This window comes from Haloferax gibbonsii (genome assembly GCF_001190965.1).
GTDB lineage: Archaea > Halobacteriota > Halobacteria > Halobacteriales > Haloferacaceae > Haloferax > Haloferax gibbonsii.
Genome location: NZ_CP011947.1, coordinates 560,829 through 572,754, shown reverse-complemented (window position 1 = coordinate 572,754; position 11,926 = coordinate 560,829). Strand labels below are relative to the sequence as shown.

Genomic DNA, 11,926 nt, shown 5'->3' with positions numbered 1-11,926 from the left:
GACAGACCAACGCGAGTCGCCGCGGACCGCGAGACGGCCTACTGCTCGCAGATGTCGATGAAGTTCTCGAAGACTTCCTCGCCCTCGTCGGTGTGGGCGACCTCGGGGTGCCACTGGACGCCGTAGAGGTCGCGGTCGGCGTCGCTCATGGCCTCGATGGTACACACGTCGCTCGTGGCGGTGTGGGTGAAGCCCTCGGGGACCTCCTTGACCTCGTCGGCGTGGCTGGCCCAGACGCGGGTCTCGGGGGCGAGCGAGCCGATGAGCGGGTCGTCCTCGTCGAGGATTTCCACGTCCACGTCGGCGTAGCCGCCGTAGTCGCCGGAGCCGACGCGGCCGTCGAGTTCTTCGGCGAGAATCTGCATGCCGAGACAGATACCGAGGACGGGCACGTCGAGGTCGAGGTAGTCGGGACTGCGGCCGATGCGGTCCATGTCGGGGCCGCCGGAGAGGACGATGCCGTCCGCGTCGATGTCCGCGGGGTCGGTGTCGTTGTCGACGAGTTCGGTGTCGACGCCGAGGTCGCGGAGCGCGCGCCGTTCGAGGTGGGTGAACTGCCCGTGGTTGTCGATGACGACGATGCGGGTCATGTCCCGGATTGGACCACCGTGCCTAAAAGTCAATCGAAGAGTGGTCGAGATACGCGTATCCGTGCATCAGATTGGCACGTCGGGGGTGGTTGGGGGACGAGAGCCGCCACGGCGACTCACTCGTCGCCGGCGCGGTCCCGGGCCGTCTGAAATCCGAGTTCGTCGAGTTCCTTCGTCCGGCGGCCCTCCCGCTCGGCGAGTGCCTCGACGTCGGGCGAGGCGTCGTCGTCGATGCGGGCGAACGACTTGTGGACCTTCGTGTGGCACCACCGACACAGCGCGACCGTAATCTCGTGGGAGGGTTCGTCGCCGTCGCGGCCGCCGTACGACAGGTGGTGTTCTTCGAGTAACGGGCGGGCGGCCGAGTCGTGGGCCATGCGAACCTCTTCGAGGCCGCAGCGGACGCACTCGCGGCCGTTCGTCGTCGACGCGTAGTGCGGGCAGTCGCGGAAGTCACAGCCCTCCGCGGCCGCGACGCACTCGTAGTCCGCTCGGGCGCGCTCGCGGGCGAACGCCGGGTCGCGGTCGGCGTACTCGCGGGCGAGGCGACACGCGCCGTCGCTCGTGAGGTGGTCGCAGCGACCGGCGTGGTCGTAGGGGTCGTCGACTCCCACGGGCGTCCCTGTCGGCGTCCGCTCCATGGGGCGCGTTCGGGGCGGGGCGGGCCTAAACGTTGCTCTCGACGGCGGACGACCCGCCGTCTCGGCGGTGGATTCATCACGCGCGCCGTCGAAGCCGGCGTCGTGAGACTCGTCCACCGACAGAACGGAACACAATCGACACTCGCGTCGGACGTCGAGACGGCCGACTCGTTTCTCTCGCAGGCGCGCGGGCTGATGTTCCGCGGCTCCGTGCCGGACGACTACGCCCTCGTGTTCCGGTTCGACGACGCCGACCGCCACAGCCTCCACATGGTGTTCGTCCCGTTCGACATCGACGCGCTCTGGCTCGTCGGCGACGAGGTGACGAAGAAAAAACGACTGTCGGCGTGGACGGGTATCGGCTTCGGCATGGCCGACACCATCATCGAACTCCCCGCGGGCGCGGCCGACGGCGTGGAACCCGGCGATTTGGTCGAACTCTCCGAGTAGGCGTTCGAACCGACAGCCGCGGGAGCCACCGACTGAACGCGCTTCCAACGACGCCCCCGTCGAGACACCAATTTCTGTCGGAACCATCTCTTTTATACACTCGACGACATATGTGTTCAACTACTATGTCGGGACCTACCACACCGACGGAGGATAGAGTAAGTCGTCGCGAGACGGCTGGCTGTGAAATTCGACGGTTCTAACCTACAAGGACACGATTCTACCGTGAACGAACGATTCGGGAAGACCCCCGAGCTACGCACTTCTGATTCAGTACAGCTTCTAGACACCACGCTCCGCGACGGCGAGCAGGCCCCCGGCGTCTCACTGACGCCGGCCGAGAAGGCCGATATCGCCCGCGCGCTCGACCGTGCGGAGGTCGATTACATCGAGGCCGGCAGCGCCTGCACCGGCCCCGGCGAGCGCGAGACGATAAAGCGCGTCACGTCGCTCGGCCTCGACGCGACCGTGACGAGTTTCGCCCGCGGCGTCCAGAACGACGTGGACCTCGCGCTCGACTGCGACGTGGACGGCGTCACGCTCGTCGTGCCGGCGAGCGACCGACACGTCGAGTCGAAAGTCGGGACGACCCGCGAGGACGTCGTCGAGACGACCGACGAGCTCGTCGCCTACGCCAAGGACCACGGCCTCTGGGTCGAGGTCATCGGTGAAGACGGCTCGCGGGCCGCCCCGGAGTTCCTCGAATCGCTCGCGCGCGCCAGCCACGACGCCGGTGCCGACCGCTTCTGTTTCGCCGACACGGTCGGCCACACGAGCCCCGAACACACCTACGAGGTCGTCTCCCGGCTCGCCGAACTGGGGCCGACCTCGACGCACACCCACGACGACCTCGGCCTCGCGATGGCGAACGTCCACGCCAGCCTCGCCGCGGGGGCCGACCTCGTCCACACCACGGTCAACGGCATCGGCGAGCGCGCCGGCAACGTGGCGCTCGAAGAGGTCGCCATCGCGCTCGACCACTGCTACGACGTGGAGTCGGTGAAGCTCGACGAACTCTACGCTCTCGCCCAGAAGGTCGCACAGGCCACGGGCGTCGCGCTCCCGCCGAACAAGGCGGTCGTCGGCCAGAACGCCTTCACCCACGAGAGCGGCATCCACACCGACGGGACGCTCAAGGACGACGCGATGTACGAGCCGTACCCGCCGGAGACGGTCGGCCGCGAGCGCCGCCTCGTCCTCGGGAAGCACGCCGGCCGCGCCGGCGTCAAGGCCGCCCTCGACGAACACGGCGTCGACGCCACCGACGAGGAAGTCGCGGCCGTCGTCGAGCGCGTGAAGGAACTCGGCGACCGCGGCAAGCGCGTCACCGACGCCGACCTCCTCGCGTTCGCAGAAGACGTCCAGGGCCGCGAGCGCGCCCGACAGGTCGAACTGCTCGACCTCACGGCCGCCTCCGGCGGCGGCACGCCGACCGCGAGCGTCCGCCTCCGCGTCGAGGGCGAAGAACGCGTCGCCTCCGGCACCGGGTCCGGCCCGGTCGACGCCGCGGTGAAGGCGGTCCGCGAGGCGCTCGGCCCCAACGCCGACGCCCAACTCGACGAGTACCACGTCGACGCCATCACCGGCGGCACCGACGCCGTCGTGACCGTCGAGGTGACGATGTCGCTCGGCGACCGAAGCGTCACCGTCGCGGCGTCGCACGCCGACATCACGCGGGCGAGCGTCCAGGCGATGGTGAACGCGCTGGACCGACTGCTCGCGCCGAATCACACGTCGCCGACGCCCGCGTCGGCCGACGACTGAGAAAACGACCCCGCTTCTTCGCGCCCGCTCCCGCTCTCCGGGCCCTGCTCGCGGGTGACCGAGTTCGCTCTGAGACCGCAGTCTACACCGACTTACTGCGTGTCTTTGGCGACGAGGTAGGTCCAGCCGCCCCGGCGCTCGAACCCGATAGCGGCGTCGCCGAGTTCCGTCTCCGCGAAGTCGGCGACGCGGCCGGTCCGGACCGTCGTCACGTCGATGCGTCGCGTCCCGTCCCGTTCGCTCGTGTCCGCGCTTGCTACGTTCGCACTCATACGTTGGCCGACGCGGGCAGGGGATATGTATCGCATCCTAGTAGAGTGAAAGTGAAATCGAAGGACTGCGCGGGGGAGGCGCTCACGCGGGGGAGAGCGTGACTCAGGTCGAACTCGGCTTCGAGCCCAGTCCGAAGGTGATGAGAGTGGCCACGATGACGAACGCGACGCCGAAGTAGCCGGCAAGTCGGTAGACCTCGATGGTGAGCAACAGGAACAGGAGGGCGATGATGACTTCGAGTCTGTGTTCGAGTGTGGCGTCCATACGGCCCACCATTCGTGTCTGATTAGTAACTATTTCGGCAGGCGAAGCGTGAGCCGTCTGGCGTATCAGAACCGATTTGCAATCCAGTCTGGACTACCGAAACGATGGTTGGGTTCACGGAGCGCGAGCGGTCGGGAGTGTACAAGTCGATATACGCGCGGCGGGACATCCGGCGGTTCGGCGACGATCCGGTTCCGGAGGAGACGCTGGCGCGACTGCTCGACGCCGCGCATCACGCCCCGAGCGTCGGCTTCTCGCAACCGTGGGACTTCATCGTCGTCGAGGACGCCGAGACGAAGGCGGCCGTCGCGTCCATCGCGGAGCGGGCGATTGCGGCGGCCCGCGAGGGCTATCGAGAGCCCCGGAAATCGGAGTTTGGCCGGCTGAAGTTGGAGGGCATCACCGACGCCCCGGTGAACATCTGCGTCACCTGCGACCCGACGCGGGACGCGCCGCACGTCCTCGGGCGCAACACGATGCAGGCGATGGACGCCTACTCGACGTGTCTCGCGGTGCAGAACCTCTGGCTGGCCGCGCGGGCCGAAGGCGTCGGCGTCGGCTGGGTGTCGTTTCTCTACCCGCACGAGGTCCGTGAAGTGCTCGGGATTCCGCACCACGTCGAGCCGATTGCGTATCTCTGCGTCGGCTATCCCGAAGACGGCTTCCCGGAGGAGCCGGTGCTTCAGCGAGAGGGGTGGCGCGAGCGTCTCGACACGAGCGAACTCGTCCATCGAGAACGGTGGGAGTCCGGGTCGGCGGAGGACATCGACGAGTGAGACGGCGGCGCGACCAGAAGCACCGCTCAGAGTGTTGTGACCGCGGAGAAGCGCCGAGGGTGAGATTTGAACCGCAGTCGCTCACTACGTTCGCTCGCTGGTTCAAATCTCGGGCCGTCGCACATCCTCGTCACGCGGGGCGAGAGACACGAACGTCTCTCGCGAGGTGACGTTCGGAAGAAGCGCCGAGGGTGAGATTTGAACTCACGTGTCCGAATGGACAGTAGATTTCGAATCTACCGCCTTGGCCGGGCTAGGCTACCTCGGCTTCCATCGTTGTCTCTCTCGCGGATAGTTTAATCCGTTTCGATTTCCGAGGGCCGCGGCGAGGACTCACACGGACGCAGTCGGCGAGTCTGTGGCCCAACTGCGTCCGGGCGGGGCGGGGCGGGCAGGACCGACGACCGGCGAGCGACCGACCAGAGCGCCGCCGACCAATGGGAATAAGTCGCACGCAGACCCGGGAGGTGTATGGACATCGACACGGCCAGCGAGACGTGCACCGAGGTGCTCGACGCCATCTCGGAGGCCGTCATCGCCGACCGAGCCTTCCTCGAAACCGTCCTGACGGGCGTCCTCGCCCGCGGCCACGTCCTCCTCGAAGACGTCCCGGGAACCGGAAAGACACTCACCGCGCGGAGCGTCGCCACCGCGCTCGGACTGTCGTTTTCCCGCGTGCAGTTCACCCCGGACCTGCTTCCCGCCGACGTGACCGGGACGAACATCTACGACGAACGCGAGCGGACCTTCGAGTTCTCGCCGGGTCCCATCTTCGCGAACGTCGTCCTCGCCGACGAGATAAACCGCGCGCCGCCGAAGACGCAGGCCGCGCTCCTCGAAGCGATGGAAGAGGGACAGGTGACCGTCGACGGCGAGACCCACCAGCTCCCGAGGCCCTTCTTCGTCATCGCCACGCAGAACCCCGTCGAACAGGAGGGGACGTTCACTCTCCCCGAAGCGCAGGTCGACCGGTTCGTCGTGAAGTCGGCCATCGGCTACCCCGACCTCGACGGCGAGGTCGAACTCCTCCATCGGCGCGCCGGCCGGAGCGAACAGAGCCCGAGCGTCGAACGCGTCCTCGACCGCGACACCGTCGCCGCCATCCGCCGCGCGCCCGAGTCGGTCCGCGTCGAGGACGACCTGCTCGAATACATGGCGAGACTCGCGCGGGAGACGCGCACCGACCGCCGAGTCCGCATCGGCGTCTCGCCCCGCGGGACCCAACGGCTGTTCGAGGCGACCCGCGCCCGCGCCGTCATCGAGGGCCGCGAGTTCGTCACGCCCGACGACGTGAAACGCGTCTCGCAGTCCGTGCTCGCCCACCGGCTCGTTTTGACCCCGGACGCGCGGGTCGAAGACGTGCGGAAATCGGACGTCGTCGACGACGTGCTCGGCCGGGTGACCGTGCCGACGCTGGAGTGAGTGGGAGCCGTGCGGCGGACACGCCGCTCAGCGCGTGACGACCGTCACGAGCGCGACCACCCCGACCAGCAGTAAGACGACGGCCGTGATGGGCTGGCCCCCGGCGGCCGCCCGGTCCGCGCCGTAGACGACCGCTGCCCCGACCGCGAGCACGACGAGCGTCGCCGCCGCGTGGACGAGTTCGAGCCGGAGCGTGTCGGTCTCGCGGCCGAGGTGTTCGCCGACGGACCGCGCGTTCTCCGCGATGTCCCAGGCGAGTATCGAGCCGAGCGCGGCGAGGAGGAGCGCCTCCGTTCCGGCCCCGCTCGCGCCCGCGAAGAGAAGCGAGAGGAAGAACAGCCCGCCCGCGGCGTCGACGATGCGCCGCGAGCCCCGGAACAGCCCGGCGGCGAGCGCGACCGTCGCGACGAGGCCGCCGACCGCCGCGGTCGACGTGGTGAAGCCGAGCGTGAACGTCGTGAGCCCGGCGACTGACAGCGCCATCGCGGTCCCCGTCCGGGTCGGCTTGCGGGTGATTTCGCTCACCGCGACCACCCCGCTTCGGCCCGCGCGAGCGCGACGCCGAGCGGTTCGTCACCCCAGTCGAGGACGCGGACGCCGCTCCGCCGGAGTTCGCGGAGCCGCAGGTCGCGCTCGATGCGCGCGAGTCGCGCGCCGATGGTCGCGGTCGTCGTCGGGTCGGGCGAGACGACCGTCACGGCGTGGCCGTAGGCCTCCAAGCGGCGGGCGACCGACACGCCGTAGTCGTCTACGAGCGGCGAGCAGAAGATGACCTGCGCGTCGCTGGCGAGCCGACGCCGGAGCCGGCGGACGGCGACGGAGGGGAAAAAGGCCCCGTCCGGTGGCGTCGGCGCGAACGCCGGGTGGGTCGCGAACAGCCGACGGGCGCGGGCGCGGTGGTCGGCGCCCGACGAGGGGGCGAGCCAGCACTCGTCGGGCCCGAACGCCGCGACGCCGACGCTGTCGCCGCTGTCGAGGAGCGCCGAGAAGGCGACGCTCGCGGCGTCGACGGAGCGCTCGACCGCGGTCTCCGCCTCGTCGTCGGGGGCGACGTGCGCCTCCGGGCGGGTGTCGACGACGAGGACGACGGCCGCGGCGCGCTCTTCTCTGAACTCCACCGTGGCGAGTTCGCCCGTGCGGGCGCGGCGGTTCCAGTCGATGCGCCGAATCGGGTCGCCGTGGCGGTACTCGCGGATGGAGGCGAACTCCAGTCCCGACCCCGGCACGTCGGTCTCGACGCGGCCGGCGTACTTCGAGGTGAGGCCGCGAAGCGGCAGGTCGGCGGTCGCGGCGAGTTCGGGTTCACACCGGAGCGTCGTCTCGGCGCTGACCGTCTCGCGGGACTCGACGGCCCCGCTCGGGTCGCGGACGACGACGACCGTCTCCTCCCACGCGTGCTCGCCGCGGACGGCCGTGACCGTATAGGTCGCCGTCGCGGTCGCCCCCGGCCTGAGCGCCGTCCCCAGTCGGGCGGGGCCGTCGGCGACGCCGAGCGCCGGCGGGACGCCGTCGACGACCCGGAGGTCGAACAGCGTCCGCGACCCCTCGTTGGTGACCCGGAGCGTGACCTCGACCTCGTCGTCGGGGTCGGGCGTCGCGTCCGAGAGGTCGCGCTCGACGCGAAGCGACACCTCGGGAATCGCCGCGACCCGGACGTAGCCGAGCACGACGACGCCGAGGCCGGCCGCGAGGAGCAGCGACGCCTCGCGGGTGAACACGCCCGCGCCGGCCGCGACGAGAACGAGGCCGTCGAGACCGGTCCAGCGTTCGGTGTCGAACCCGCGGCTCATCGGCGCTCACCCGCGGGACCGTCGTCAGTGCCGATTCGCTCTATCGCGGCGACGGTTCGCTCGGCGCGGTCGGTGAGCGACGACTGTCCAGACAGGAAGAGCCGGACGCGCTGTCGGAGCGGAATCGAGACGGACGCGCCGAGAAAGCGCGCGGCGACCGGGTCGTCGGTCCAGCCGCCGGTGTCGAGGAGCGCGGCCGCTTCCTCGGGGGCGCGGCCGTCGCGGGCGACGAGCGCCTGTTTCGCCCGCGCTTCGAGTCGGTCGACGACTCGCTTGCGGGCGGCCCAGTGGGTGTGTCGACCCATCGCCGACACGAGGTCGTCGTCGAAGTCGGAGCCGGGTATCGGGACCGCGACTCTCGCCTCCGGGTCGCCGGTGACCGTGGTGTTCATCGGGGTTTCGCGGCGGCGCTGGACGTACCGAAGCCCCTGGAGCGCCGCGAGCGCCGCGACGAGACCGAGGAAGATGTCCGTCAGTTCGAGGCCGAGCGAGACGCCGGCGACGACCGCGAAGCCCGCGGCCGTGGCGACGACGCCGACGAGCAAGAACAGCCGACGCGCGAGCGTCATCGGTCGTCCCCCGTCGCGTCGGCGTAGGTGTCTTCGATGTTCCTGAGCGCGTCGACCGCGCGGCGCTCGCGCTCCGGCGTCGCCTCGAAGCCGCCGTAGCGGACTTCCTCGAACAGCGTCGTCAGGTCGCCCACGTCGTCGCGGTCCATGCCCGCGTCGACGGCGGAATCCGCGAACTCGGCCGGCGTCGCGGCGCGGCGGTTCGGTACGTCGAGGAGCGCCGTCATCTCTCCCCACGCGCGGAACACTTCGTTTTCCACGTCGGCGTCACCGTCTTCGATGCGCTGGGCCGCGGCCCCGGCGGCCCGCCCGACGGCGGCGACGTTCGGTCCCTCCTCCTCGGCAGCCGGGTCGATTTCGTCGTCGGCCGCGGGCGAGTCGCCGGTCCCGGTGACGAGCAGGAAGACCGCGACGACGAGCGCGACCCCCAACAGGAGGCCGAACAGGAGTGTCGGCGGCGAGACGGCCTGTGCCGCGCCGCCGTCGCCGAGACTGCCACCGCCGCCGGCGGGGAGAAACGACACGTTGCGCGCGGCGGCCGCGGCGCGAGACGAAAACGAGAACTCGCGGCGACACGCCGTGAGGAGGGCGAACAGGAGAACGACCGGCGGGCCGAGCGCCACGAAGATGGCGAGCGGCGGGAGCAACGAGCCGGTCTCTCGGTAGGCGTACGCGCCGAGGAGGACGAAGACGAGGGCGACCCCGGCGAGGATTCCGGGCGAGAGCAGCCACGGGAGACACGGCGTCGGAATGCTGAGGCCGTCGAACGACCCCGAGGGTTGCACGCCGGTTCCGTTCGTGTCACCAGCGACTGCGCCCCCGGTCTCACCGCCACCGAAGCCGACTGGACCGCCGTCGCTGACGACGGTCGAATCGATGGTGGCGGCGACGACCGAGAGGGCGACGACCGCGAGGAGGGCGAGCGCGAGTGCGCGGAGGGCGGAACGGTCCACGATGGTAGGTAACAGTATGCGGGGTAAAGACATTTCGAGGGACGAAGCGGTCGTCGGGACGTGAGCGACGTCACCTCGGTACCCGACCGGACCGGATGTTGCTGCTAAACTCCTCAACCGCTGCTAGCTTGTCGAGGCCGTGCTGAATACATCGCGCGAGTCGGTCACACACTCGGCCTCGTGATTTATGTTAATACTTTAGCACTACTACGGCATGGAACGATTTTACGTATTTAACGCACTCCTGGCGATATATGGTGCAGCCTTCGCAATCGAATCAATCTCCGCTCTCGCCGACGGGAGCACAAGCCTACCAATCATTTTGGGTAGCATCGCTGGAATAGGACTGGCGAGTGCATCCGTATACGAGATGACTACTGGCTCTCCATCCGACTTCGAGATTGGCGACATAGGGTTCTGGGCTGTCGTTTTGGGTGTTGTGGCACTTCTCTCACTTCAGGTTCTTGAGATTACTCAGATTGTGGGATAGTAACCATTCGAAAGAGACGAGACAGACCACCCGTGCAAGTGAACCAGCCGCGGGTACGGCGGACGAGAGTCGCGGCTCGACACCCACACACCACGTTTGCAAGTGAATTGGCGGTGGGAAGGAGGGGCTGGGGAGACACACAGACACCACCGTTGCACGTGAAGCGTGGTAACGCCGAGAGGGGGTGCCATCGGCGGGCACTCGGAGAGAGCACGGGTGCAAGTGAACCTCAGTCGCGACTCGAACGTCGTCACCCACCACCGTTGCAGGTGATTTCTCCCGAACTGGACCGTTTACGGGCCGTTCACGACAGAAACGTTTGACTGCAAACTGCCCCGTGAGCACCGAAACATGTCAACGCTTTAGTTGAACTCGCGCTCTGTTGTTCTACTAGCTACTCTCGTATCCTCCTATTCACTTGCAAAAGTGGTGTGTGTCTGTTCAAACGAGTTCACACGAACCACGGTATGCGGTACCGAGGGTCAGTTAGAAGGCGACGATTCCGACCCGAACACGCCGCCCATCACCCGACGACACCCGGCGCCGCAATTCACATGAATCAGATGAAATCGGGGTTTTAAATAAGGGGACGCCACAACGGACCGACGCTAATGCGCCGGTTCGAGCGAAAACAAAACGTCTTCACCAACAAGGACGCCCTCGGGGAGTCCTACAAGCCCGAGCGCATCGAGGAGCGCGACGACGAGATTTCGGAGTACATGGACGCGCTCCAACCGGTCGTCGACGGCTGGGAGCCGAACAACGTCTTCCTGTACGGAAACACCGGCGTGGGGAAGACCGCGGTCACCGAGTTCCTCCTCGAGATGCTCCTCGAAGACGTCTCGCAGTACGACGACGTGGACCTCAGCGTCATCTCCATCAACTGCAAGACGCTCAACTCCTCGTACCAGGTGGCGGTCGAACTCGTCAACGAGCTTCGGCCACCGGGCGCGGAGATTAGCTCGACCGGCTACCCCCAACAGACCGTCTTCAAGAAGCTGTTTCAGGAGTTGGACGACGTGGGCGGAACGGTTCTCATCGTCCTCGACGAGGTGGACTCCATCGGCGACCGCGACGAACTCCTCTACGAACTCCCGCGGGCGCGCTCGAACGGCAAGCTCGAAGACGCCAAGGTCGGCCTCATCGGCATCTCGAACGACTTCAAGTTCCACGACCAGCTCGACCCGCGCGTGCAGGACACCCTCTGCGAGCGCGAACTGCACTTCCCGCCGTACCAAGCGCCCGAACTCCAGAACATCCTCGAATCGCGGGCTGAGGTCGCCATCGCCGAGGACGCCTGCGAGGAGGGCGTGCTCAACCTCTGTGCGGCGCTCGCCGCCCGCGACAGCGGGAGCGCGAGACAGGCGCTCGACCTCCTCCGACTGGCCGGCGAACACGCCGAGAACAAAGACGACGAGCGAATCACGCTCGACCACGTCGACATCGCCCGGCAGAAACTCGAACAGGAACGCGTCGTCGAGGGGATGCGCGAACTCACCGAAAACGGTCACTTCGCGCTCCTCGCGGTCGTCTCGAAGGCCGCCCACGACGAGACGCCGTGTCGGATGCGCGACCTCTATCAGGAGTACCTCCGGCTGTGCAACTCCGCCGGCATCGACCCGCTCGCCCAGCGGTCGGTCCACAACCACCTCTCTGACCTCCGGATGCTCGGCATCCTCTCGGCCGAGGAGAACCGCACCGGCTCGCGCGGGAACTACTACAGCTACGCGCTCGACGTCCCCTTCGCCAGCGCGATGGAAGCGCTCTCGGACGTGCTCGCTCTCGACTCCGTCCTCGACGAGATTCGGAAGACTGCGAAACAGGCCGAGGCAGTCTGAACCCCACCGGACGCCGCGGCCTCCCGAGACCTTTTTCTGAGGCGTGCTGTTCTGAGACGCGACACGCCATTCTCAGACGGTGGTAGTTTCTTAGTGTGCCAGTGAG

The 11,926-nt window shown here is 67.9% G+C and carries 14 protein-coding genes and 1 tRNA gene; 6 read left to right on the top strand and 9 right to left on the bottom strand.

What is annotated here, in order from left to right:
- Positions 1 to 38: 38 nt before the first annotated feature.
- Together ABY42_RS03080 and ABY42_RS03075 are read right to left on the bottom strand one after the other, a co-directional pair.
- Positions 39 to 590: a GMP synthase subunit A gene (locus tag ABY42_RS03080; protein WP_004972959.1), complete on the bottom strand. Its 552-nt coding sequence runs from the start codon at positions 588 to 590 to the stop codon at positions 39 to 41.
- 116 nt (positions 591 to 706) lie between these two features.
- The gene (locus tag ABY42_RS03075; RefSeq protein ID WP_050458696.1) at positions 707 to 1,231 is read right to left on the bottom strand and encodes a DUF7097 family protein; all 525 of its coding nucleotides are present in this window, start codon (positions 1,229 to 1,231) and stop codon (positions 707 to 709) included.
- Between the two features lie 102 nt (positions 1,232 to 1,333).
- Between ABY42_RS03075 and ABY42_RS03070 the strand changes: the two genes are divergently transcribed.
- Positions 1,334 to 1,681 (top strand): DUF192 domain-containing protein, encoded by a 348-nt coding sequence (locus ABY42_RS03070; protein WP_004972963.1) that lies wholly within the window; start codon positions 1,334 to 1,336, stop codon positions 1,679 to 1,681.
- Between the two features lie 225 nt (positions 1,682 to 1,906).
- Positions 1,907 to 3,445: a (R)-citramalate synthase gene (locus ABY42_RS03065; protein WP_004972964.1), complete on the top strand. Its 1,539-nt coding sequence runs from the start codon at positions 1,907 to 1,909 to the stop codon at positions 3,443 to 3,445.
- A gap of 92 nt (positions 3,446 to 3,537) precedes the next feature.
- On the opposite strand, the gene ABY42_RS03060 is transcribed toward ABY42_RS03065, so the two are convergent.
- Entirely contained in the window at positions 3,538 to 3,717 is a 180-nt protein-coding gene (locus tag ABY42_RS03060) for a hypothetical protein (protein ID WP_004972970.1), read from the bottom strand.
- Positions 3,718 to 3,820: 103 nt separating this feature from the next.
- A complete protein-coding gene (locus tag ABY42_RS19695; protein WP_007275755.1) occupies positions 3,821 to 3,982 on the bottom strand; it encodes a hypothetical protein in 162 nt (53 codons plus the stop codon).
- Positions 3,983 to 4,086: 104 nt separating this feature from the next.
- Here ABY42_RS19695 and bluB point away from each other — a divergent pair, with 104 nt between their 5' ends.
- Positions 4,087 to 4,758: a 5,6-dimethylbenzimidazole synthase gene (gene bluB / locus ABY42_RS03055; protein WP_050458695.1), complete on the top strand. Its 672-nt coding sequence runs from the start codon at positions 4,087 to 4,089 to the stop codon at positions 4,756 to 4,758.
- A 183-nt stretch (positions 4,759 to 4,941) separates the two neighbouring features.
- Here the strand turns inward: bluB and ABY42_RS03050 are convergent.
- Positions 4,942 to 5,026: transfer RNA gene (locus ABY42_RS03050), tRNA-Ser, on the bottom strand.
- Positions 5,027 to 5,229: 203 nt separating this feature from the next.
- On the opposite strand from ABY42_RS03050, the gene ABY42_RS03045 reads away from it, so the two are divergent.
- Positions 5,230 to 6,180 (top strand): AAA family ATPase, encoded by a 951-nt coding sequence (locus ABY42_RS03045; protein WP_050458694.1) that lies wholly within the window; start codon positions 5,230 to 5,232, stop codon positions 6,178 to 6,180.
- Positions 6,181 to 6,207: 27 nt separating this feature from the next.
- On the opposite strand, the gene ABY42_RS03040 is transcribed toward ABY42_RS03045, so the two are convergent.
- Genes ABY42_RS03040 through ABY42_RS03025 form a run of 4 tightly spaced genes read right to left on the bottom strand, consistent with a single transcriptional unit; the run spans position 6,208 to position 9,492 of the window.
- Positions 6,208 to 6,714, bottom strand: a complete 507-nt coding sequence (locus ABY42_RS03040) for a DUF7519 family protein (RefSeq protein WP_004972979.1) — start codon at positions 6,712 to 6,714, stop codon at positions 6,208 to 6,210.
- Complete coding sequence (locus tag ABY42_RS03035; protein WP_050458693.1) at positions 6,702 to 7,970, bottom strand: DUF58 domain-containing protein; 1,269 nt, start codon at positions 7,968 to 7,970, stop codon at positions 6,702 to 6,704. Before ABY42_RS03035 ends, ABY42_RS03040 begins: the two co-directional genes overlap by 13 nt.
- Positions 7,967 to 8,539, bottom strand: coding sequence for a DUF7269 family protein (locus ABY42_RS03030; RefSeq protein WP_050458692.1), 573 nt, complete (start codon positions 8,537 to 8,539; stop codon positions 7,967 to 7,969). Before ABY42_RS03030 ends, ABY42_RS03035 begins: the two co-directional genes overlap by 4 nt.
- Complete coding sequence (locus ABY42_RS03025) at positions 8,536 to 9,492, bottom strand: DUF4129 domain-containing protein (protein WP_050458691.1); 957 nt, start codon at positions 9,490 to 9,492, stop codon at positions 8,536 to 8,538. The genes ABY42_RS03030 and ABY42_RS03025 overlap by 4 nt, the downstream gene beginning before the upstream one ends.
- Before the next feature lie 214 nt (positions 9,493 to 9,706).
- Between ABY42_RS03025 and ABY42_RS03020 the strand changes: the two genes are divergently transcribed.
- Complete coding sequence (locus ABY42_RS03020; RefSeq protein WP_049913366.1) at positions 9,707 to 9,982, top strand: hypothetical protein; 276 nt, start codon at positions 9,707 to 9,709, stop codon at positions 9,980 to 9,982.
- A 611-nt stretch (positions 9,983 to 10,593) separates the two neighbouring features.
- Positions 10,594 to 11,820, top strand: coding sequence for an orc1/cdc6 family replication initiation protein (locus ABY42_RS03015; protein WP_004972987.1), 1,227 nt, complete (start codon positions 10,594 to 10,596; stop codon positions 11,818 to 11,820).
- Positions 11,821 to 11,926: the final 106 nt, after the last annotated feature.